General features: G+C 63.8%; 20 protein-coding genes. 12 read left to right on the top strand and 8 right to left on the bottom strand.

The window, feature by feature from the left end; all coding sequences use genetic code 11:
* Positions 1-67 precede the first annotated feature (67 nt).
* The 7 genes from ccoG to hemN all read left to right on the top strand — a co-directional run bounded on the left by ccoG (position 68) and on the right by hemN (position 7,502).
* Entirely contained in the window at positions 68-1,480 is a 1,413-nt protein-coding gene (gene ccoG, locus VC352_RS19655) for a cytochrome c oxidase accessory protein CcoG (protein WP_322981202.1), read from the top strand.
* A gap of 13 nt (positions 1,481-1,493) precedes the next feature.
* Positions 1,494-2,012, top strand: a complete 519-nt coding sequence (locus tag VC352_RS19650) for a FixH family protein (protein ID WP_322981201.1) — start codon at positions 1,494-1,496, stop codon at positions 2,010-2,012.
* Positions 2,013-2,020: 8 nt separating this feature from the next.
* Positions 2,021-4,417, top strand: a complete 2,397-nt coding sequence (locus VC352_RS19645; RefSeq protein ID WP_322981200.1) for a heavy metal translocating P-type ATPase — start codon at positions 2,021-2,023, stop codon at positions 4,415-4,417.
* 72 nt (positions 4,418-4,489) lie between these two features.
* Complete coding sequence (gene ccoS, locus VC352_RS19640) at positions 4,490-4,696, top strand: cbb3-type cytochrome oxidase assembly protein CcoS (protein ID WP_322981199.1); 207 nt, start codon at positions 4,490-4,492, stop codon at positions 4,694-4,696.
* Complete coding sequence (locus VC352_RS19635; RefSeq protein ID WP_322981198.1) at positions 4,689-5,372, top strand: sulfite exporter TauE/SafE family protein; 684 nt, start codon at positions 4,689-4,691, stop codon at positions 5,370-5,372. Before ccoS ends, VC352_RS19635 begins: the two co-directional genes overlap by 8 nt.
* A gap of 71 nt (positions 5,373-5,443) precedes the next feature.
* Positions 5,444-5,974: a hypothetical protein gene (locus VC352_RS19630; protein WP_322981197.1), complete on the top strand. Its 531-nt coding sequence runs from the start codon at positions 5,444-5,446 to the stop codon at positions 5,972-5,974.
* Between the two features lie 145 nt (positions 5,975-6,119).
* Positions 6,120-7,502 carry an oxygen-independent coproporphyrinogen III oxidase gene (gene hemN / locus VC352_RS19625; protein WP_322981196.1) on the top strand — a complete coding sequence of 461 codons (1,383 nt, stop codon included), beginning with the start codon at positions 6,120-6,122 and terminating at the stop codon, positions 7,500-7,502.
* Between the two features lie 3 nt (positions 7,503-7,505).
* On the opposite strand, the gene VC352_RS19620 is transcribed toward hemN, so the two are convergent.
* Positions 7,506-7,919: a FlxA-like family protein gene (locus tag VC352_RS19620; protein ID WP_322981195.1), complete on the bottom strand. Its 414-nt coding sequence runs from the start codon at positions 7,917-7,919 to the stop codon at positions 7,506-7,508.
* 142 nt (positions 7,920-8,061) lie between these two features.
* Between VC352_RS19620 and fnr the strand changes: the two genes are divergently transcribed.
* The 3 genes from fnr to VC352_RS19605 all read left to right on the top strand — a co-directional run bounded on the left by fnr (position 8,062) and on the right by VC352_RS19605 (position 10,486).
* Positions 8,062-8,796, top strand: coding sequence for a fumarate/nitrate reduction transcriptional regulator Fnr (gene fnr / locus VC352_RS19615; protein WP_322981194.1), 735 nt, complete (start codon positions 8,062-8,064; stop codon positions 8,794-8,796).
* Between the two features lie 93 nt (positions 8,797-8,889).
* A complete protein-coding gene (locus VC352_RS19610; protein ID WP_322981193.1) occupies positions 8,890-9,438 on the top strand; it encodes an adenine phosphoribosyltransferase in 549 nt (182 codons plus the stop codon).
* A 211-nt stretch (positions 9,439-9,649) separates the two neighbouring features.
* Positions 9,650-10,486 (top strand): metal-dependent hydrolase, encoded by an 837-nt coding sequence (locus VC352_RS19605; protein WP_322981192.1) that lies wholly within the window; start codon positions 9,650-9,652, stop codon positions 10,484-10,486.
* A gap of 140 nt (positions 10,487-10,626) precedes the next feature.
* On the opposite strand, the gene nahK is transcribed toward VC352_RS19605, so the two are convergent.
* From nahK to pqqF, 4 genes are all read right to left on the bottom strand, one after another.
* Entirely contained in the window at positions 10,627-13,272 is a 2,646-nt protein-coding gene (nahK, locus tag VC352_RS19600; RefSeq protein ID WP_322981191.1) for a hybrid sensor histidine kinase/response regulator NahK/ErcS', read from the bottom strand.
* A complete protein-coding gene (gene nosP, locus VC352_RS19595; protein ID WP_322981190.1) occupies positions 13,202-14,365 on the bottom strand; it encodes a nitric oxide-sensing protein NosP in 1,164 nt (387 codons plus the stop codon). Before nosP ends, nahK begins: the two co-directional genes overlap by 71 nt.
* A gap of 251 nt (positions 14,366-14,616) precedes the next feature.
* Positions 14,617-15,801, bottom strand: a complete 1,185-nt coding sequence (locus VC352_RS19590) for a porin (RefSeq protein ID WP_322981189.1) — start codon at positions 15,799-15,801, stop codon at positions 14,617-14,619.
* A 307-nt stretch (positions 15,802-16,108) separates the two neighbouring features.
* Positions 16,109-18,454 carry a pyrroloquinoline quinone biosynthesis protein PqqF gene (gene pqqF / locus VC352_RS19585; RefSeq protein WP_322981188.1) on the bottom strand — a complete coding sequence of 782 codons (2,346 nt, stop codon included), beginning with the start codon at positions 18,452-18,454 and terminating at the stop codon, positions 16,109-16,111.
* A 214-nt stretch (positions 18,455-18,668) separates the two neighbouring features.
* Here pqqF and dusA point away from each other — a divergent pair, with 214 nt between their 5' ends.
* Positions 18,669-19,670 carry a tRNA dihydrouridine(20/20a) synthase DusA gene (dusA, locus tag VC352_RS19580; protein ID WP_322981187.1) on the top strand — a complete coding sequence of 334 codons (1,002 nt, stop codon included), beginning with the start codon at positions 18,669-18,671 and terminating at the stop codon, positions 19,668-19,670.
* Here dusA and VC352_RS19575 read toward each other — a convergent pair.
* Positions 19,640-19,975: a transcriptional repressor gene (locus VC352_RS19575; RefSeq protein ID WP_322981186.1), complete on the bottom strand. Its 336-nt coding sequence runs from the start codon at positions 19,973-19,975 to the stop codon at positions 19,640-19,642. The genes dusA and VC352_RS19575 overlap by 31 nt on opposite strands.
* A 195-nt stretch (positions 19,976-20,170) precedes the next feature.
* Here VC352_RS19575 and tal point away from each other — a divergent pair, with 195 nt between their 5' ends.
* Positions 20,171-21,097 (top strand): transaldolase, encoded by a 927-nt coding sequence (gene tal, locus VC352_RS19570; RefSeq protein WP_322981185.1) that lies wholly within the window; start codon positions 20,171-20,173, stop codon positions 21,095-21,097.
* 103 nt (positions 21,098-21,200) lie between these two features.
* On the opposite strand, the gene rssC is transcribed toward tal, so the two are convergent.
* Complete coding sequence (gene rssC / locus VC352_RS19565) at positions 21,201-21,683, bottom strand: anti-sigma factor antagonist RssC (protein ID WP_322981280.1); 483 nt, start codon at positions 21,681-21,683, stop codon at positions 21,201-21,203.
* Between the two features lie 8 nt (positions 21,684-21,691).
* On the bottom strand, positions 21,692-22,876 hold the full coding sequence (gene rssB / locus VC352_RS19560; RefSeq protein ID WP_322981184.1) for a two-component system response regulator RssB: 1,185 nt from the start codon (positions 22,874-22,876) through the stop codon (positions 21,692-21,694).
* Positions 22,877-22,969 lie beyond the last annotated feature (93 nt).

Raw genomic sequence — 22,969 nt, 5'->3', positions numbered from 1 at the left:
ACTGTGAAACGACCCTGACCGGCACGTATCGGCCCGGGCTGCCAACCAACTGCCGTGGTATGCATTGATGAGCGAACAGATTCCCGTCCAGGACGTCACCCCTCCTTCAAGCAAGAACGCCGGCGTCGATCTCTACGCCAGCCGCGAGAAGATCTATACGCGCGCCTTCACAGGCCTGTTCCGCAATCTGCGTCGCGTCGGCGGTGCCCTGCTCTTCGTTTTGTTCTTCGGCACCGTGTGGTTGAACTGGGAAGGCCGCCAGGCCGTCTGGTGGAACCTGCCGGAGCGCAAGTTCCACATTTTCGGCGCCACCTACTGGCCACAGGACTTCATGCTGCTGTCCTGGCTGCTGATCATCTGCGCCTTCGGCCTGTTCTTCATCACCGTGTTCGCCGGGCGCGTCTGGTGTGGCTACACCTGCCCGCAAAGCGTGTTCACCTGGGTGTTCATGTGGGCGGAAAAGGTCACCGAAGGCGACCGCAACCAGCGCATGAAGCTCGACAAGCAGCCCATGAGTGGCAACAAGCTGGCGCGCAAGGCCGCCAAGCACGCCATCTGGCTGGGGGTCTCGCTGGTCACCGCACTGACCTTCGTCGGCTACTTCACGCCGATTCGCGAGCTGATCCCCGAACTGCTGGCCTTAGACTCCAACGGCTGGGCGGTGTTCTGGATCGGTTTCTTCACCCTCGCCACCTACGGCAACGCCGGCTGGCTGCGCGAGCAGGTGTGCATCTACATGTGCCCCTACGCCCGCTTCCAGAGCGTGATGTTCGACCAGGACACCCTGATCGTCTCCTACGATCCACGCCGCGGCGAATCGCGCGGCCCGCGCAAGAAGGACGCCGACTACAAGGCCCAGGGCCTGGGCGACTGCATCGACTGCAAGATGTGCGTGCAGGTCTGCCCCACCGGCATCGACATCCGTGACGGCCTGCAGATCGAATGCATCGGCTGCGCCGCATGCATCGACGCCTGCGACAGCATCATGGAGAAGATGAACTATCCCAAGGGGCTGATCAGCTACACCACTGAACACAACCTGTCCGGCCGCCAGACCCACCTGCTGCGCCCGCGCCTGATCGGCTACGCTGTGGCGCTGGTGGCCATGATCGGTCTGTTCGCCTGGGCCGTGGCCAATCGCCCGATTGTGGAACTGGATGTGCTCAAGGATCGCGTGCTGTTCCGCGAGAACGAGCGCGGTTACATCGAGAACGTCTACACCCTGAAGATCATGAACAAGGCGCAACGCGACATGACCTATGTGATCAGCGCCGACGGTCTCGACGGCCTGGTCTACGAAGGCAAGCGCGAGGTGCGTGCCCTGGCAGGCGAGGTGTATTCCTTCCCGGTGGAGCTGTCCATCGCCCCGGAAAAACTGCCCTCGAGCGCCAATAACATCGTCTTCCACGTACAATCGGCGGACGACCCCAGTATCAAGAACGACGCCGACAGCCGCTTTATCGGCCCCAGCGTCCGCTGACAACGGAAAGAGCATGTCCGAGCAAGCACCATCGCCAGTCAAACCCTGGTACAAGCAGTTCTGGCCCTGGTTCATCATCGCCCTGCTGGGCTATTCCGTGGTGCAGGGCCTGGCCCTGCTCACCCTGGCCAGCAAGAATCCTCCGGGCCTGATTTCCGATGACTACTACGACGTCGGCAAGGGCATCAACCAGTCACTGGAGCGAGAGAAGCTGGCCGAGCGCCTGCAACTGCATGGTGAGCTGGTTCTGGACAACGCCACTGGTACCGCGCTGCTCAGCCTGCAAGGCAACAGCCGGCCGCAGCAGATCGTGCTCAACCTGATTTCCCCGACCCAGCCGGAGCGTGATCGCCGCGTCATCCTGCAACCGGCCGCTGACGGTCAATACCGTGGGCAGATGGTCGACGAGGTCAGCGGTCGCCGCTTCGTCGAACTGCTCGGCCAGGAAGGCAGCCAGAACTGGCGGCTGTTCGAGGAAGAGAACATCACCGACGGTGGCATCATCAAGATCGGCGACAACCCGTCCTACTGACCCTGCCGATGCCCTCACCTACTCCCTGCTATCACTGCGGCTTGCCGGTACCCACCGGCAGCCGTTTTCATGCCATGGTGCTCGGCGAAGAGCGCGAACTCTGCTGCCCAGGCTGCCAGGCGGTCGCCGAAGCCATCGTCGCCGGGGGCCTGGAGCATTACTACAGCCATCGCAGCGAGAACTCCGCCAATCCGCAGGCCTTGCCACAGGCGCTGCCTGACGAGCTGGCACTCTACGATCGCAGTGACGTGCAACGACCCTTCGTCCAGCACGAGGGCGAGCTGAGCGAGACCCAACTGCTGATCGAGGGCATCAGTTGCGCGGCGTGCGGCTGGCTGATCGAGAAGCACCTGCGCGGCGTGCCGGGTGTGGCAGAAGCGCACCTGAACCTGTCCAACCACCGCCTGCAGGTACGCTGGCAGGACAGCCAGCTGCCGCTGAGCAAGCTGCTCGCCGAGCTGCGCCGCATCGGCTATGCCGCCCATCCCTGGCAGTCCGACCAGGCTGCCGAGCGCCTGGCTGCGGAAAACCGCCGACGCATGCGCGAACTGGGCGTGGCCGGCCTGCTGTGGATGCAGGTGATGATGGCCGCCATGGCCACCTGGCCGGAATTCAACGTCGACCTGACGCCCGAGCTGGACAAGATTCTGCGCTGGACCAGCCTGTTCCTCACCACCCCGATCGTCTTCTACTGCTGTGGCCAGTTCTTCCGTGGCGCCCTGCGCGACCTGCGCACCCGTCACCTGACCATGGACATCTCCGTCTCGCTGGCCATTGGCGGCGCCTACATGGCCGGCATCTGGTCGACCGTCACCGGCGTTGGCGAGCTGTATTTCGATGCGGTCGGCATGTTCGCCCTGTTCCTGCTCGCCGGTCGTTACCTGGAGCGACGCGCCCGAGAGCGCACAGCGGCGGCCACCGCACAACTGGTCAAGCTGCTGCCGGCCTCCTGCCTGCGCCTGGATGCCGACGGCCAGAGCCAGCGCATCCTGCTCAGCGAACTGCGCGAGGGCGAGCGCGTGCTGGTGCAGCCGGGCTCGCTGATCCCGGCGGACGGGCGCATCCTCGATGGACAATCCAGCGTCGACGAATCCCTGCTCACGGGTGAATACCTGCCGCAGCCGCGTAGTGTCGGCGACAGCGTCACGGCCGGCACGCTCAACGTCGAAGGCCCACTGACGCTGGAAGTGCAGGCCCTGGGTGATGCCACACGCCTGTCTGCCATCGTCCGCCTGCTGGAACGTGCGCAGAGCGAGAAACCGCGCCTGGCGGAGATCGCCGACCGGGTTTCGCAGTGGTTCCTGCTGTTCATCCTGCTGGCCGCCGCTTTGGTCGGCTTCATCTGGTGGGAAATCGACTCCAGCCGCGCCTTCTGGGTCGTGCTCGCGCTGCTGGTAGCCACCTGCCCCTGCGCCCTGGCCCTGGCCACGCCGACGGCGCTGACCACCGCCACCGGCAGCCTGCACAAGCTGGGGCTGTTGCTAACCCGCGGCCACGTGCTCGAAGGACTCAACCATATCGACACGCTGGTGCTGGACAAGACCGGCACGCTCACCGAAGGCCGCCTGACCCTCAGTGCTATCCATCCGCTGCGCGAACTCGATCAGGACAGTTGCCTGGCACTGGCCGCCGCCCTGGAAAACCGCTCCGAACACCCCATCGCCCGCGCCTTCGGCCAGGCACCACGGGCTGCCGAAGCGGTCGACAGCCATCCTGGTCAGGGTCTGCAGGGCCGCGTCGACGGCCGCCTGCTGCGCATCGGGGAAGCGGGTTTCGTCTGCGCCCTGAGCAACCAGGCCATACCGACCATCACCAGCGAGCATGGCCAATGGCTGCTGCTGGGCGACGAACAGGGCCCGCTGGCCTGGTTCGTCCTCGACGACCGCCTGCGCGAAGACGCGCCCGAACTGATCGCCGCCGCACGCGCCCGTGGTTGGCATATCCACCTGCTGTCCGGCGACAGCTCGCCCATGGTCGGCGAAGTCGCCCGCCAACTGGGCATCGAGGATGCCCGTGGCGGCCTCACGCCGGATGCCAAGCTGGCCGTACTCAAGCAGTTGCATGGCGCAGGCCGCCGGGTACTGATGCTCGGCGACGGTGTGAATGATGTGCCGGTATTGGCTGCGGCCGATATCAGCGTGGCCATGGGTTCGGCCTCCGACCTGGCCAAGACCAGCGCCGATGCGGTGCTGCTCTCCAACCGCCTGAGCAGCCTGGTGCAGGGCCTGGAGATGGCCAAGCGCACGCGCCGGATCATCATCGAGAACCTGGGCTGGGCGACGCTGTACAATGGCATGGTTCTACCGTTTGCCGCCTTTGGCTGGATCACCCCCATCTGGGCCGCGGTCGGCATGTCGTTCAGCTCACTCCTAGTGGTGCTCAACGCATTGCGCCTGAGCCGGTAATCTGCAAGCAAGCGAAGCCCGAACAGCTTCTTCGCGAGCAGAGCTCGCTCCTACAGCCACCATGGAGAGCGTATGTCCGCCCTGTACATCCTAATTCCCGTCGCCATCGCCCTGGTCGCGTTCGCCATCTGGCTGTTCTTCTGGGCGGTGGACAGCGGCCAGTACGACGACCTCGACAGCCCGGCGCACAGCATCCTCTTCGACGACGAGGATCCGCTGCACAAGGCAGGCGTGGAGCAGGCCGAAGAACAGGGCAAGCAGGACAAACCCGGTGCTTGAACTGGCGCCCCTGCTGGTCTCGGCGCTGATTCTCGGCCTGCTGGGCGGCGGCCATTGCCTGGGCATGTGCGGCGGGCTGATGGGCGCGCTGACCCTGGCGATTCCCCCGGAGCAACGCGGCAAGCGCCTGCGTCTTCTACTGGCCTACAACCTCGGACGCATTCTCAGCTACAGCGCCGCCGGCCTGCTCCTCGGCCTGGCCGGTTGGGCCGTGGCTGGCAGTAGCGCCGAAGTGTTCATGCGCAGCCTCGCTGCCCTGCTGCTGATCGCCATGGGCCTGTACCTGGCCGGCTGGTGGAGCGGGCTGACGCGCATCGAAGCGCTGGGGCGTGGCATATGGCGGCATATCCAGCCCCTGACTCGGCGCTTCATGCCGGTCAGCAGCATCCCCAAGGCCATGGTGTTGGGCGCGCTATGGGGCTGGCTGCCCTGCGGGCTGGTCTACAGCACGCTGCTCTGGGCATCGAGCCAGGGCAATGCAGTGGACAGCGCCCTGCTGATGCTGGCGTTCGGCCTTGGCACCTGGCCCGTCTTGCTGGCCACCGGGCTGGCCGCCGAGCGCATCACCGCCTTGCTACGTCGCCAAGGGGTGCGCGTCGCTGGTGGCCTGCTGGTCATTCTCTTCGGTATCTGGACGCTACCCGGCCCACACCAGCACTGGCTGATGGGGCACTGAACGCACTGTCAGGCGCCCCGCGATGCACTAGGATTGACCTGTCGATGGACGACGGATCGCATGGAGGCTCTATGACGCAGCGTAACGATGGAATCATTCACGACACCGAAGACAAGCACTGGTGGTGTCATCACGGGCTCGAACTGGAACGACGCTTCGTCGCCCTGTGCAACGACCGTTTGAACGTGCCCGCGCAGGAAAACCCCGAAAAACAGCATGATCCCTACGCGCCGGATCTGATCGTGGCGGGTCGCGTGGCGGATCTGAAGGTGCAGAACACTCCCTTCTTCCTCTCCAGCCGCTACGGCATGGATCCGCGACGTACCGTCACCTTCAATCGCAAGGACTACGAGCGCTACCGTATGCTCTACCCAGGCATCGACATCTATTTCTGGGTGGACTGGACGCAGACACAGTCGCAGTTCGGACGTGTCGAACACCTGGCCGGGATCTATCGCCTGCCCTTTGCCGGAGTCGCTCGACTGATCGAGGATGGCGCGCAGGAACATCACTACAAGCACCGCTACGGCGACAGCCAAGGCAACGCCAAATCCTCATTCCTTCTGAGCCTAGATGCCTTCGAGACCCTGTTCGAGCGCTAGGGTGCCTGCCACGCCTTGACCTGAACCAGGCGTCTGCCTGCAAGGCCCGGCGTGGCGCAACCTGCAATGCCCCTTGATTCAGGTCAAGGCCCCCACCCGTCTGCATCCCTAGACTGCCCACACAGCCTGTCCAGGATTCTTTCCCATGCTCGACGCCATCCAGTGGGATGCCGACCTGATCCGCCGCTACGATCTCGCCGGCCCGCGCTACACCTCCTATCCGACCGCCGTGCAGTTTCACGACGACATCGGCCCATTCGACCTGTTGCATGCGCTGCGCGACAGCCGCAAGGCAGGCCGACCACTGTCGCTCTACATTCACGTGCCGTTCTGTGCGCACATTTGCTACTACTGCGCCTGCAACAAGGTGATCACCAAGGATCGCGGCCGTGCCCTGCCCTATCTGGAAAAGCTCGAGCGTGAAATCGAGATCGTCAGCCGCTACGTGGGCAAGGAACAGGTCATAGAGCAACTGCACTTCGGTGGCGGTACGCCGACCTTTCTCAGCCACGACGAACTGCGCCGCCTGATGCAGCACCTGCGCCAGCACTTCAACCTGCTCGACGACGATTCCGGCGACTACAGCATCGAGATCGACCCGCGCGAAGCGGACTGGTCGACCATGGGCCTGCTGCGCGAATTGGGCTTCAACCGCGTCAGCCTCGGCGTGCAGGATCTCGACCCGGAAGTGCAGCGCGCCGTGAACCGCCTGCAAACTCTGGAGGAAACCCGCGCCATCATCGAGGCGGCACGCACCCTGCAGTTCCGCTCAATCAACATCGACCTGATCTACGGCCTGCCCAAGCAGACGCCGGAGCGCTTCGCCCGCACCGTGGCCGAAGTGATCGCCCTGCAGCCTGATCGCCTCTCGGTATTCAATTACGCCCACCTGCCCGAACGCTTCATGCCACAACGGCGCATCAATACCGAGGATCTGCCGGCTGCGGCGGACAAGCTGGCCATGCTGCAGGCCAGCATCGAGCAACTGGCCAAGGCCGGTTACCGTTACATCGGCATGGATCACTTCGCCCTGCCGGACGACGAGCTGGCCGTGGCGCAGGAGGAAGGTACCCTGCAGCGCAACTTCCAGGGCTACACCACGCACGGTCATTGCGATCTGATCGGCCTCGGTGTGTCGGCCATCAGCCAGATCGGCGATCTGTACAGCCAGAACGACAGCGACATCAACAACTACCAGCAGAGCCTGGGCAATGGCCAGTTGGCGACCCGCCGCGGCTTGCACTGCAATGCAGACGACCGCCTGCGACGTGCCGTGATCCAACAGTTGATCTGTCATTTCGAACTGGATTTTCGTGGTATCGAGCAGGCCTACGGCATCGACTTTCGCGCGTATTTCGCCGAGCTCTGGGCGGATCTGCAGCAGTTGCATGACGATGGGCTGATCGAGCTGAGCGAGCGCGCTATCCGCGTGCGCCCAGCCGGGCGTCTACTGGTGCGTTCGCTGTGCATGCTGTTCGACCGTTACCTCAATGATCAGGTGCGGCAACGCTTTTCGCGGGTGATCTGAACCCTACGCCTCCAACTCGGCCAGACTGTTATAGGCGTACACCAGAGAGGCCTGCAGGATGGCTAACTCGGCCTGGATCGCCTGTGCCTGCTGCAGGCGATCCTCGTCATCGAGAGAGCTATCCGTCATGACTCGCTGTAGCTCGTCCTGTTTTTCTTTGATCTGCTGCTTGAGCTGCTTGATCATCTTTTCTAGCTGCTCAGCGCTACTGGTCGACCCACTTGAGCTTGCCTTTTCCGCACCGAGGGCGGCATAAGCCTTGTCGGAAATGCTCGTCTTGTCCTGACTGGTCTGCCCCTCTAAATCAGACTCCTGCTCAGCAATCGATACAGATGCGGTTTTCGTCTGAGCTAGGTCATATTGTCGCTGGGCAACACCGGTAACACTGGTGTGCAGAGTTCCGTTATCGATTCTCATGGCCTGAATTCCTTGAACCTCGCTCGATAATCGGCAGCTGATGCGAAAACTTGAGTGCTCAATCAAGGTGCATCCTATCTGGTCGCCCTGCTCACCCTGCGGTACCCTTAGCCGCATTGCGTGTCCCTCAGGAAGCCGACCGATGTCAGAGAACATCAAGCTGCGTACGCAGCACCAAGCCCATTGCAAGGATTGCAGCCTGGCTGCGTTGTGCCTGCCTATCTCGCTGAACCTGGAGGACATGGACGCCCTCGACGAAATCGTCAAGCGTGGCCGCCCCCTGAAGAAAGGCGAGTTCCTCTTCCGCCAGGGCGATGCCTTCGGCTCGGTATTCGCCGTACGCTCGGGTGCGCTGAAGACCTTCGGTCTGAGCGATTCCGGCGAGGAGCAGATCACCGGCTTCCACCTGCCCAGCGAGCTGGTTGGCCTGTCTGGGGTCGACGGGGAACGCTATCCGGTCTCGGCGCAGGCGCTGGAAACCACCTCGGTGTGCGAGATCCCCTTCGAGCGCCTCGATGACCTGGCCCTGCAACTGCCGCAACTGCGCCGCCAGCTGATGCGTATCATGAGCCGCGAGATCCGCGACGATCAGCAGATGATGCTCCTGCTGTCGAAGAAGACCGCCGACGAGCGCATCGCCACCTTCTTGGTCAACCTCTCCGCACGCTTCCGCGCCCGTGGCTTCTCGGCCAACCAGTTCCGCCTGGCCATGTCGCGCAACGAGATCGGCAATTACCTGGGCCTGGCCGTGGAAACCGTCTCGCGCGTGTTCACCCGCTTTCAGCAGAACAAGCTGCTCGAAGCCGAAGGCAAGGAAGTGCATATCCTCGACCCGATCGAGTTGTGCGCCCTGGCCGGCGGCAATATCGACATCTAAGCCCGTCTGGCGCCCTGTCGGCGCCGACGGCCTCCTTCATGACAGCGCCGCCCATGCGGCGCTTTCGTTTGCCCGAAATACGCAGGACATCTCATGATTTTCGACGAATTCAGCATCAAGACTCTGATCCGCCCGGTGGTGGACTTCCCCAAGCCTGGCGTGGTGTTCCGCGACATCACCCCGCTGTTTCAGTCGCCGCGTGCACTGCGCCTGGTCGCCGACAGCTTCATCCAGCGTTACGTGGAAGCCGAGTTCAGCCATATCGGCGCCATGGACGCCCGTGGTTTCCTGATCGGCTCGATCATCGCCTATGAGCTGAACAAGCCCCTGGTGCTGTTCCGCAAGCAGGGCAAGCTGCCGGCCGACGTACTCAGCGAGGGCTACCAGACCGAATACGGCGAAGCCTTCCTCGAAGTGCACGCCGACAGCCTGTGCGAAGGCGATTCGGTGCTGATCTTCGATGACCTGATCGCCACTGGCGGTACCCTCATCGCCGCCGCCAACCTGGTGCACCGCCTGCGCGCAAAGGTGTTCGAGGCCGCTGCGATCATCGACCTGCCGGAGCTGGGCGGCTCGCAGAAGCTGCAGGACGCCGGTATCCCCACTTTCAGCCTCACCGCCTTCGCCCTCGACGAGCAATAACCTGCTGGCACGCATCGGCCCGGAATCGCCTCGGGCCGGCCGCGCATACGCAGTTCCCGCCTAAAGTTGGCAGCGCCCGATGCTGTCGACGTCCGATAGTTACATCGTTCATAGACACACTCGCCTCGTTGCAGCGTTTGCGCGAGCCGAGTGTCGTCACCCAGAGCCGCACAACAATCGGGAGCCCGACTCCCAGAAGAGGACTCGAACGATGACTGCAAGCGCCACCCTGCCCCAGCCGAAATCCAGCTTCCCGGTTCGCCGCATGGACTTCAGCTTTACCGCCACGCCCAAGTACTGGTTCTACGACGACCCCTTCATGAGCCAGTTCATGAACAACCTGTCATCGCTGTTTCCCTATGGCGAGAAATTCTTCGTCGACAGCGTGCGCGCCGTGCGTGACCAGGTCAGTGAACCGCAGTTGAAGAAGGACATCAGCGCCTTCATCGGTCAGGAGGCCATGCACTCCAAGGAACACGCCGCCTACAACGACTACGCCAATGAGCACGGTATCGACCTGGAGCGCCTGGAGCTGCGCATCAAGGTGCTGCTGGAATGGACGACCCGCTTCAGCACCAAGAAGCAGCGTCTGGCGGCCACCTGCGCGCTGGAGCACTTCACCGCGACCATGGCCGAGCAACTGCTCAAGCGCGAAGACCTCACCACGCAGATGAACGATCCTAAGCTGTACCAGTTGTGGATGTGGCACGCGATCGAGGAGAATGAGCACAAGGCGGTGTGCTACGACGTCTACCAGACGGTCTACGGCGGCTATTTCACCCGCGTGCTGGTGATGATGCTGACCACCGTGATGTTCCTCGGCGTGATCGGCTGGTTCCAGCTGCACCTGCTGCGCAAGGATGGCCAGCTGTTCAACTGGCGCAGCTGGGGCTTTGGTCTGAAGAAGCTGTTCGGCCTGCGCCACGGCTTCTTCACCAAGCTGATCGGCCCCTACCTCGACTACTACCGCCCGGGCTTCCATCCCATGGATCATGACACCGAGAAGCTGGAGAACCGCTGGCGCCAGCGCCTGGGCTTCGCCGGCTAGCAGGCCATTGAAAAACGTAGGCGAGGCAGGCAAGACAAGGCAAAAACAGCCGAAAAAGCGCAGTTTACGCGCTGTAAATGAGCATTTTGAGGCTGTTTTTAACGCAGTATTGCCAACGCAGGTAGTTTTTCAACGGCCTGCTAAGCGTGCGGTGAGCCGCGTTCGAGCAAGTGATTCATCGCGGCCTTGAGCTTCATCGGCCGCACCGGCTTGTGCAGCAGGCTGTGGCCGAGTTCGCGCATCTGCTGCTTGAGTTCGTTGCTGTAGTTGGCGGTGATCATCAAGGCCGGTAGCGCGGCGCTACGCCGCGCGTTGATCTGCGCCACGGCATCGACGCCGTTACGCTCGTCGTCGAGGTGGTAATCGGCGATCAGCAGGTCGGCCTCGGCGTGGTAGTTGTCCACCTGGCGCGCCAGGTCTTCTTCGGAAAGCGCGGTGATCACCTGGCAGCCCCAGCCTTCGAGCAGGGTGCGCATGCCGGCGCAGATCGCCGCGTCGTTATCCAGTACCCATACCCGCGCACCACTGACCCGTTCGAGCAACGGCGGCGCGCTGGCCTGCTCCAGCCGCGCCCTGGGCGCACGGCGGGTCAGCGGTACCTCGACGGCGAACATCGAGCCTCGCCCCTGCTGCGAGGCCACGCGGATACGATGGCCGAGCATGCCGGCAATCTTGTCGACGATTGCCAGCCCCAGGCCCAGTCCGCGATCCTGTTTGCGCTGCACGTTATCGCCGCGCTTGAACTCCTGGAATATCTCGCCGAGCTTGTCCTGAGCGATGCCGATGCCGGTATCCCACACCTCGATGGACAGGCTATTGCCGCGCCGCCGACAGCCGAGCAGGATGCGCCCGCTGGCGGTATAACGAATGGCGTTGCTGAGGAAATTGCGCAGGATCCGCGCCAGCAACTGCACATCGCTGCGCACCAGCGCCGAGCTGGCCAGGTAATCCAGGCGCAAGCCTTCGCTGCGGGCGATCTGGTGGTATTCGGCGGCGAGATTGTGCAGCAGCTCGCTGACGGCGAACGGGGCGATATCGGCCTTGATCACGCCGGCATCCAGTTTGGAAATATCGACCAGCGTACCGAGCAGACTCTCCACGTCATCCAGCGAATTACTGACGTTACGCACCAGCGGCGCACAGCCGTTGAGCGCGTCCTTCTCCAGCAACGCGCTGGTGAACAACCGCGCCGCATTGAGCGGCTGCAGCAGGTCATGGCTCACAGCAGCGAGGAACTTGGTCTTGGACAGGTTGGCCTGCTCGGCCTCGCCCTTGGCCTCGCGCAGGCGCGCTTCCATTTGCGTGCGCTCGTCAATCTCGCGGCGCAGTTGTTCGTTCACCGTGGTCAGCTCGGCAGTGCGCTCGCGCACGCGTTGCTCCAGGTGCTGATAAGCCTGGTGCAGGGCCTCGGCGGTGCGGCGGCGCTCGGTGATATCGCGGATCAGTACGAATATACCGATCACCTCGCCGCTGGCCTGGCGGTTGGGTACGTAGGAGCGCAGCATGTAGCGCTCCTGGCCGCTGTGGTTGGTCTCGGCGAACTCGAAGGTCACGCTCTCGCCGGACAGGGCGCGCTCGACGTAAGGCTCCAGGCGCTGGCAATGCTCCTCGCTGTGCACTTCGCGCAGGCTCTGGCCGAGCATGGCGCCGCGCGGCCAGCAGTACCATTCCTCGTAGACCTTGTTGGTGAACTCATAGACCAGATCGGCCGACAGGTAGGCGATCAGCGCAGGCACATGGTCGGTGATCAGGCGGATCCAGCGCTCGCTCTCGCTCAGCGCCTGGGCCTGGCGATGCCGCTCGGTGATGTCGGTGAAGGTGTTGACGAAGCCGCCGGTGGGCAGCGGATGGGTGCGCACTTCAAGCATGCGCCCGTCGAACAGGCGCACCTCCACCTGGCGCAGCGGTTTGCCAGCGGCGTCGCGGCTGTCCGGGGTCAGCGGCTGCAGCTCGCTTTCCGCCATCACTTCGGCGAACGGCCGATGGGCGTTGATCGGCGCCAGCCCGCAGAGTTCGAGGAAACGGTGGTTCCACAGCTCCAACGCGCCGTCGGCATTGACCATGGCCATGCCTTGCGACAGGTTGTCGACCGCGCGCTGCAGCAGGCGCGACTTCTGCGCCAGCGCCTGCTCGCGGCGCAGCGCCTCGCTCTGCTTCACTTCGGTGATGTCGGTATAGAGGATCACCAGGCCGCCTTCGCGGGTCGGCCGCTCGCTGACCTGCAGCCAGCGACCGTCGTGCAGGCGCAGCAGGCTCGGCTCGCCCTCCTTGCCCAGTTGCGCCTCGACCACCAGGCCGGTGCTGCGGCTCAGGCGGCGGATTTCCTCCAGCCGCGTACCGGTGGCAATACGCGCACGGCTGCGTACCCACAACGCTTTGAAACGGCTGTTGAACAACACGATGCGCTGGCGATCGTCGAACAGCACGAAGGCGTCGGAGATGCTTTCGATGGCGTCGATGAGGTGGTGGTGGGCGGTCTCGGCGCGCAGGCGTGCATCACTGAGCAACTGGTTGCTGGATTTCAGCTCGGCCATCGCCTGATTCAGCGCATCGGTGCGCTCACGCACCTGCTCGGCCAGTACCACCGAATGCTGGAAGGCGGCGTAGGCATCGTCACCGCGCGAGTGGATCGACTCGACCCGCTCGATCAGCGCGGCGTTGATGCGCTTGAGCTTGGCGTTCTCCAGCTCCAGCGCAGCGCAACGCGCCTGCACCTCAGCGCTCGCTGCGTCCAGCGGGGCGACCAATGGCGACACCGGTGAAAGTCTGGTTGATGTGCATGCCATTGAACTGCTCTCCGTAGGTGTTGAAACCGATCACCCGCTGCTGACGCAGCAGCTCGGCGACCGGCTCGACGCCGCCCTCGTTCTCGATTTCCAGGCGCCGCAGGAAGCAGTCGCAGCCGATGGTCAGCAGCAGTGGCCCGAGGCGCTGCTCCAGCCCGGTGAACAGCTGCTGCAGGTTGGGCAGCAAAGGGCCGGGACGCATCGCGGTGAGGACGATGCCGTTCTCTACCGCGCAGTAGAAGGTCAGGCTGAGGTCGTCGTGTACCTGCTGGATCGAGCGCACGTAGTAGTGATCGCTGATGCGCACGGCCAGCGGATAAGCGGCGAACACCCGGTGATCGAGGGCATCGAGTGGCACGCCGATCAGCTCGGCATACTCCTGCGCAGCCGGCGCGGCATTGAGCTCGTACACGCGGCGGCTGGCGCTGTCGGCGCGGGTGACCACCAGTTTTTCGCCACTGGGCTGGATGTGGTGGGTGCTGAACACCTCGAAGTCCAGCCAGGTATTGAACAGCACCACCACCGCTGCCCCGCTGTGGAAACGCCCGTCGTGGTAGACGTGGGTATGGGTCAGGTGATTGTCGTCGCCAGCCGAGCCGCCGAAGTGCGGGATGCTGCCGAGTGCCGCACTGAGTGCGCCGAGCACCAGTTCCTCGCGACTGGACAGGCCGTCGAGCAGGGTCAGGGCGAAGCTGTGGCCCTTGATCGAGGCCAGCTCGTTGCTGCGACAGTCCTTCACCAGACCATCGACCAGATGCTGTGCATCGAGCAGGTTGAAGCGTTCCATCTCGTCGATCAGCGCGCTGGCGATGGAGAAGCAGCGCAGGTCGAAGCCCAGCGCCACCACACAGCCACGGCCGTAGCCTTGTGGGGTGATCTCGCCGGCACTGGTGCAGCCGACCAGGCTCACCCCGCCGAAGTGCGCCTCCAGCGCCTGGCCGAGGCCTTCGAGGTCGTATTCAGCAGAGCAGAAGAACAGCACGAAGCCGAGATAAGGGTGGATCAACTGGCGCGCCAGTTCCTGAGCGGCCTGCTCCACGTCCTTCGTACTGGAAACGGCGCGAAGAACGCCCTCGGACTGTTGCAAGGCCATATCACGCCCCAATGCACCTGCTGATCATGGGGAAATTCTACGAAGCAGGCGCAGGCAGCCCCATGCTACTTGAGTACTGGGTAGTCGCTCCGTAGGGCGTACTCGCGAAGCAGTACGCGATCAATCAGGCGACAACTGTAGGGCGGGTGAAACCCGCCGTTATCCCTCTGGCGGGTTGCACCCGCCCTACGGCCACAAACGAAAAGGCCGGGCAGAGGTCACCCCCTGCCCGGCCCGCGTTATTGCAATGATTACCAGCTGACCACCGCACCCAGCGCGAGGGTATTGGTGTCTTCGTTCAGGCCACTGCCTTCGGCAGCATCGATCTGGTACTGGTTGTACTCGGCGACCAGCTTGAGGTTGTCGTTGATGGTGCGGAAGTAGGCGATGCCGCGGGTCTCGTAGTCCGCCGCCACGCCCAGGCCGTTGCCGTCGTCCTCGGTCTTGCCGTAGGACAGCGCCACGCGGTTCTTGCCCCAGGTGTAGGAGCCCTGCAGCAGATAACCGTCGCTGTCGATGTCACGCAAGGTCGGCTCGCCCAGGTTGTTGGTGAAGAACGGGTTGATACCCTTGGCCTGGAAGCCCGAGCCGGTCAGCGACAGGCCGCCGAACTTGGCCTGCACGCCATAGCCGAGGCCCTTGGAGGTGACGGTATCGACTGTGTCGTCGGTGTTCTCCGAGGTCTGGTAGGCGCCATTGACCCAGGTGTAGATGGTCGAACCGCCGACATCGAACTGGTAACTGACTTCCGACTCGAAGCGCGGGTTCTCCTGGTAGGCCTTGCCGGTGGCGCTGTCGTCGTTGGTGTCCACCGGATCCATGATGCCGACCGCGACACGCAGGCCTTCGGCCAGGTTGTTGTTGCGGTAGGTGATCTGCGAGGTCGGGAACGGATAGGGGTAGCCGGTGCCGATGTTGCCGAAGGACACGCCCGTGCCATCCACCAGGCCAAGGGTGTCGGACACGTTGCCATAACCGGCCAGCAGTTCGTCGAGGAAGATGTTGGAGCGCGAGAACAGGCCGAAGTCCTTGCCCACCAGCACCTCGCCCCACTCAGGGTTGGCGACGGTGCCATAGAACTGGCGCACGTCGATGGCGGTGTCGGTGCCGTTGGTTTCGCTGTCGTTAATGGTCACCCAGAACGAAGCCCGTGCGCCCAGCTTCAGATCGTCGACCTGCTTGCCGAAGTTGAAACCGATCCAGTTGGGCAGAAAGCCCATCTTCACCCGCGACTGGCGGCGGTCGAACTGCTCGCCGTCACGGTCGACGTCGCTGTTGACGTAGAAGGCATTGACGTAGCCATCGGTGGAAAACGTGGTGTCGTCCTTGTCGTACAGGACGATCTCGGCGGCGGCCTGCTGAGCGGTCGCCAGGGCGACGGTGGTGGCCAGGGTCAGGGGCAGAAACCGGGTGATGGCGATCTTGTTGTTGTGCATAACGCTCTCCGCTTGAGTGGCGACCGCCGGGGCAGTCGTGTCGGAGGCGATTATCGGAAGGCGTCCAGCCCCGCCATACGCTGCCTTGGCAGCGGATCTGCGCTGCTTTGGCGCAGGGCAGCCGGCCTGCATCAAGCGTTGCGCTACCGGCCCGCTACCGGTTGCAGGCGCAAGGTCGCGCTACCACCGGCGACCAAGGTGGCATAGGCGCAGGTCGTACGTCTGAAGGCGCAGACGCCATCCAAGGTCGTATGCACGGGCACACACCTGCGCCGGCTCCAGGCCGGTGACATGAGAAATCAGGGATTCAGCGGGTGCTGGGGACGCTGGCCAGTACCTGCCAGCCGCGCTCCAGCAGCAGGTCGCGACAGGCGCGCTGCAAGGCCGCCTGATCCAGGCTGGCCACGGCCTGCACCAGATGCAGGGGATGATCGGCCGGCAGCCCGGCGCGGTGCGCCAGCCACAGCTGCTCGGCCCATTCGACATGGCTGCGCGGCAGCTCCAGCGACTGCTGCAGGGCCGCGCGCGCGCTGGCGAACGCCGTCGGCGTCAGCTCGGCCAGGCGCGCCGGCTGCTGTTCGAGGAAGTGGCGAATATGCGCAAAGAGACCGCTCGCCTCGCAGTGCGGCGACTGCACACCGAACAGTAGCCCGCGCTGCCCGCGCACCTGGCGAAAGCCGGAAAACAGCGCGTAGCCCAACTGCAGTTCGCCACGCAGGCGCTGGTAGAAGGCTTCCTGCAGACATTGATCCAGCAGGCGCCAGGCGGCCTCATGCGCGGCATCGGCGACAGGCAATGGACAAAACAGCAACAGCGCCCACTCCTCGCCTAGCAAGGCCAGCTCACGCCAGCGCATAGCCTCCGCCAGTGGTATCGGCATACCGGCATCCGCCAGCGCATCGACCTGCACGAACAGCGCCTCGACCTGGCGCTGCGCGGCCCCGTCCAGGCCAACCCCCAAGCCTTGCAGGCAACTGGCTGTCTCGCCCTGCCCCAGGAGTGGCAGCTGCTGCAGCAACTGGCGCAGCAGCTGCCCGGATGGCGCGGGCGCTCCACCGGCCGACAGAGGCGCCAGCAGCAGCGGCAACAGGCATGCACTGCTAGCTGCCAGCCACTCACCCGCGCCGGAGAGCGCCAGCGACCAGGCATCCGGCTCCACCTGCAGGTGCAGCTCGACGCCATGGCGCTGGCACAGGCTGGCCTGCTCCGCGATACGCGCCTGCAGCATGGCCAGGCGTGCCGGTAGCGATGCGTCATCCGCGACTATAGGTGCCCGCCAATACAGCGCGGCCGGGTCACCCTGGGCAGGGCCCGGATGCCAGCGCAAGGCCACCTGTGGCAGCGATTGCCGGTTCGCCGATGGCGATGGCAAAACCGCCACGTCAGCCAAGGTGCTCTGCAGCCGAGCTGGCGGCAATGTCTGAGCAGGCAGGGCAAGTAACGGCAAGTCGAGCCCGACCGCGGTCCAGTTGGGCTGTGGCTCCGGCGAGCCCAGCAGTTCGATCAGCCCGGTACCGCTGGCAAGCTGCTCCAGCAGTTTGTCCAAGGCCAACAGCACCCTCGCATCTGCTTCTGGCTGCTGATCCTGCAGGTGCTGCGCCAGGGCCAAGGGTGCCAGCGCATCGCCGCGTAGCGCCTGCAGTCGCGACCAGGCCTGCAGCCGCTCGGGCCAGGCGGCATGCCCACGCAGCCGCTGCAACCAGGCAAGCCATTCGGCTTGCAACGCCGCAGCGCCCTGCGCGTTAGCCCCCGGACAATCGATGCGCAACAAGCGCTGGCCTCGATGGCGATACAGCAGCCGCGCCTGCAGCCCCTGGCACAGTCCCGCCCGACGCAGCTGATCTTGCAGGCTACCTGGCCCCGGATCGTGCAAGGCATCCAGCCACAGTTGCAGTGCGGGCTCCAGGCCCAGATCGTCCAGCTCCAGCGCCTGCCCCAGGATCAAGCCGGTATCCGCCTGCTGCAGCAGCAAGCGAGGCGCGCGTAACGGCAGCAAGGACGCACAGGGTCGAACCGTGGGGCTCTCCACCACCGGCATCGCCAGCAGGCAGGCCTCACCCAGAGCCAGCAGCTCTTCGACCGGCTGCGGCCCGACCAGCACCAGGCTCATGTTGCATGCCTGATAGTGCCCGCGGTGATAGCGCCGCAAGGCCTGCTGAAAAGCCCCCTGCTCCACCGGCAGGCTTTCGCGCTCGCCAGCGAGGAAATCGGCACAACGATGCCCCGCCGCCAACGCCTGGCCAAGGGCATGCTCGATACGGCTGTCGGCATCCTGGCTGCGCGCCTGGTATTCGGCGTGGAGCACCTCACGCTCGCGGCGCTGGGCCTCTATCTCGAAAAGTGGCCTGGCCAGCAGGCTCTGCAACCGTTGCAAGGTTGGCGCCAGGCGGGCTGCCGGTACCTGGCAGAGGAAATCGGTATGTCGGGCGCGCGTCGAGGCATTGACCAGCCCGCCACAACGGCGCACATACGCCATTAGCCCCTGGTCGACGGGGTAGTCGTGACTGCCGAGAAACAGCAGATGTTCGAGAAAGTGCGCCAGCCCGGGATAGCCCTCAGGCTCGTCATGGCTGCCAGCGGTCACACGCAGACACACGCCGGCCTGTCGTGCCCAGGGTTGTTGGACGACATGCAGCACGGCGCCATTGTCCATGCGTCTGCTGTGCCGAGGTGGAGCAAAAGCAGTCATCGAGGCAGCTCAAGAAACTCCCATACAGGTTCCCGATCATAGCCCGTCGACCGCCATCCTTCTTTGGTCGCAAGACGGCGCTTCATTGGCACGGGCCGACAGCGGCCTATTCCTGCCGGCATCTCCCCTTTGCTGGTAGACTCTCGCGCCGTTTCTCAACCTTCGTCATGACATCACCATGAACAACCCTCTCGATCCTCGCAAGCCCGCATCCCTGTCCCGCCGCTTCTCCGTGGCGCCGATGATGGACTGGACGGATCGTCACTGCCGCTACTTCCTGCGCCAGCTTTCGCGTCATGCCCTGCTCTACACCGAGATGGTCACCACCGGCGCGCTGATTCACGGTGATCGCGAGCGTTTCCTGCGCTACAGCGACTGCGAACACCCCATCGCCTTGCAACTGGGCGGCAGCAATCCGCAGGATCTGGCGACCTGCGCGAAGATGGCCGAAGAGCATGGCTATGACGAGGTGAACCTGAACGTTGGCTGCCCCAGCGACCGCGTGCAGAACAACATGATCGGCGCCTGCCTGATGGGCCATCCGGCGCTGGTGGCCGACTGCGTGAAGGCCATGCAGGACGCCGTGAATATTCCGATCACGGTCAAGCACCGCATCGGTATCAACGGCCGCGACAGCTATGCCGAGCTGTGCGACTTCGTCGGCCAGGTGCGCGAAGCTGGCTGCCGCAGCTTCACCGTGCATGCCCGCATCGCCATCCTCGAAGGGCTGTCGCCCAAGGAAAACCGCGAGATTCCGCCACTGCGCTACGACGTGGCGGCGCAGCTCAAGCAGGACTTCCCAGATCTGGAGATCGTCCTCAACGGAGGGATCAAGACGCTGGAGGAATGTGAGCAGCACCTGCAGACCTTCGACGGTGTGATGCTCGGCCGCGAGGCGTACCACAACCCCTTCCTCCTGGCCCAGGTGGACAACCGTCTGTTCGGGGCAGATACGCCGCCCATCACGCGCATGGACGCCCTGCTCGCCCTCAAGCCCTACGTCGAACAACATCTACGCGAGGGCGGCACCCTGCATCACGTCAGCCGCCACGTGCTTGGGCTGGCTCAGGGTTTTCCTGGCGCGCGACGCTTCCGTCAGTTGCTGTCAGTGGACATCCACAAGGTTCAGGATCCGCTCGGTCTGCTAGATCAGGCCGCCGAACTGCTGCGCGGGCACTGAGCAGCACCGGTCAGGCGGTAGCGACTACGACCCGTCGCCTGGATCATGCCGCCCTCCTCCATGCGCCGCAGCACCTGACGCACGCTCACCAGGGAAAGCGGCTCGCCGGCCTGATTCAATTGCCGATGCAGTTCGCGGCTGGAAATCCCTTCCTCCTCGTCAGCGCCGTACAGGGCCTCCACCACCTTTTGTCGCGGCAAGCTGAAACGCAGCCCGACGGCCTGCAGCAAGGCGCGGCACTGGAGACTGTCCGGAGCCTGCTCGGCAGAGTTCAGTGAACGAGACGGGTTGTGCTGGGTCGACATGTTCAGGCTCCTTGGCTGTGTAACAAAGCCGGACTCCGCCGACTTCGAGCGTTTTTTTCGAATCTCTTGAATAGAGACGAACGAGACAGGAAAAAACGCATCAGCAAATGCTAAATCTTGTGTCAATGCCCTACCCGTTGAGCGCCTGCGGCGCCTCGGGTAAGGTCGCTCAATCTGCAACGACAAGGCCACGTCATGACCTCCAAGCTGGAACAACTCAAGCAGTTCACCACCGTAGTCGCCGATACCGGCGACCTCGACGCCATCGCCCGTCTGCAACCGGTGGATGCCACCACCAACCCTTCGCTGCTACTCAAGGCGGCTGCCCTGCCCCGCTACGCGGATTTGCTGAGCCAGGCCGTCGGCGCCGGCCAGGGCGATCTGGGCCTGGCCTGCGACCACTTCGCCGTCGCCGTGGGTCAGGAGATTCTCAAGGTCATCCCCGGGCGTATTTCCACCGAGGTCGACGCACGTTTGTCGTTCGACACCGAGGCCACGCTGCGCCGCGCCGAACGCCTGATCGGTCTGTATGAACAGGCCGGCATCGGCCGTGAGCGCGTGCTGATCAAGATCGCTTCGACCTGGGAAGGCATCCGCGCTGCTGAGCAACTGGAAAAAGCCGGCGTGCAGACCAACCTCACCCTGCTGTTCGCCTTTGCCCAGGCGCAGGCCTGCGCCGACGCCGGCGTCTTCCTCATCTCGCCGTTCGTCGGCCGTATCTATGACTGGTACAAGAAGGCCGAAGGGCGCGACTTCGCAGGCACCGAGGATCCTGGCGTGCAGTCGGTCAGCCGCATCTACGATTACTACAAGGCCAACGGCTACGACACCGTGGTGATGGGCGCAAGCTTCCGTAATCTCGGCCAGATCGAGGCGCTGGCCGGTTGCGACCGCCTGACCATCAGCCCCGATCTGCTGCAGAAGCTGGCCGAAGACGATGGCTCCCTGAGCCGCCAACTGACCCCCGGCGCTGCCAGCCAGCCACGCCAGAGCCTCGATGAAAGCGCCTTCCGCTGGGCACTGAACGAGGACGCCATGGCCACCGAGAAGCTGGCCGAGGGCATCCGCCTGTTTGCCCGCGATCAGGAAAAGCTCGAGGCGCTACTCACCGCCAAAGCCTGAACCGATGTGCAGGAGCAGCAGTGCCGCTCCTGATGCACGAAACGAAAAAGGGGCGCCGCTGATGCGGGCGCCCCTTTTTCATGTTTCATGTTCAGCGTGTCGATCAGTGTCGTTCCAGAGCACTGACCAGATCATGGAAGGCGGCACGGTTGGAGTCATTGAGCCCCATGAGAATGCGGTGGGCCTCCAGCACCTTGGCCCGCACCACCTCCTCGGACTGATCCTGCGAAGGCAGGTCATCCAGGCACTCCAGGCACGGCGCCGGGCCTTCGACGATGTTGAACACCTGATCGAAGCCCATGGATTGCAGCAAGCGCGTGATGTCGTCATGGGTGGTGACGACGGTCGGCAGCAAGCCGACCTTTTGCCGCGAGAGGATCGACAGCTTGGCCAGCAGGCCGAGGGTCGTGCTGTCGATGCTGCGCGTTTCGGTCAGGTCGATGACGATGGCCGAAAAATTCAACGCGGTGAAAATCTTTTCAATCGTGGCATCCAGCGCCGAACAGAGCGTCAGGCGAACTTCCCCGACGAACTTCAGGACGAAGGTGCCGTCCTGTTCCGCGAATTGGATACGACCGGGGCTTATCCCAGGATTCATGCAAGGTTCCTGCTCAACACCAGCAAGGCGATATCATCCGGCATCTCGCCCAGATTGGCCAGACCGAGAACTTGACGCAAGCCATCGAGCGTCCCACCAGCCTGGCTAACCAGTTGTGGCAACGCCAGTTCCTTGGCTTTGAGCGTGTCACCTGGCAGCAGATCGAGAATGCCGTCGGACAGCAGGGTCAGGCTGAACGACTCCGGCAGCGCCATGACTGCGTCGCCATATTCGGCCTCTTCGAACAGCCCGACGGGCAAACCACGCCCTTCCAGATAACGTGCCTGGCCGTTTTCGAACAACACCGGCAAGGGCAGATGCCCGCCAATGCTGTAGGTCAGCGTGCCGCTTTCCTGGTCGATCACGCCACCGAGCATGGTCACGTGCTTGCCCAGCCTGCAATTGATCAGGCCACGGTTGATATGGCCCAGCACGTCCGACGGTTTGAACTCCGGCAGCGTGCCGCCCCGACGCCACTCGTAGAGCAAGCGCGTGGTCATGAACTTGAGCAGCACGGTGACGAATGCCGAGGACGCGCCATGCCCGGAGACATCGGCCAGATAGAAGGCAATGCGACGCTCGTCGATGCGAAAGTAATCGACGAAATCACCGGATAGGTACAGCGAAGGAATGATCTGGTGGGCGAAGTTCAGGTCATCGACCTGCCAGGGCGTCACCGGCAGCATGTTCATCTGCACCTGGCGACCGGCGTTCTGGTCTTCCTGCAGCAGATGCAGGCTGGCCTGCAGTTCGCGGTTGGCGGCTTCGAGCTTCTCGCGATAACGCTGGTTTTCCTGGCGCAGACGATAGCGATCGAGCGCACGGCGCACCGAGTGCTCGAGCACGGCAAGGTCTTCCAGCGGCTTGATCAGGTAGTCGGCAGCGCCCAGGCGCAGGGCCTCGACGGCATCGTTCATCACGCCGGCACCGGACACGACGATGACCGGCACTTCGATACCCAGGGCATTGATTCGGCGAATCAGCTCGAGTCCATCGACCTGCGGCATGCGCAGGTCACAGATCATCAGGTCGGGATGGAACTGCTGGAACACTTCCAGCCCCTGCAAGCCGTTGGAGGCCTGCAGCACCTCGAAACCGCTGTCTTCGAGATAAGCCGCGAGGCTAGCACGCACGACATCGTCGTCGTCGATGATCAGCAAAGTGGCACTGGTTTTGTGCATGGGTAATCCAGGCAAACTGCGCCGGAGCAATTGGGTTGCAGCCGTGGCGCAGCGCCACGAAGGGGGCCAGGGCAATTTCAAGGGGCAGACGGT

The organism is Pseudomonas sp. C11, from assembly GCF_034683865.1.
In the GTDB taxonomy this organism is placed as follows: Bacteria; Pseudomonadota; Gammaproteobacteria; order Pseudomonadales; family Pseudomonadaceae; genus Aquipseudomonas.
This window is presented reverse-complemented; position numbering and strand designations above follow the sequence as displayed.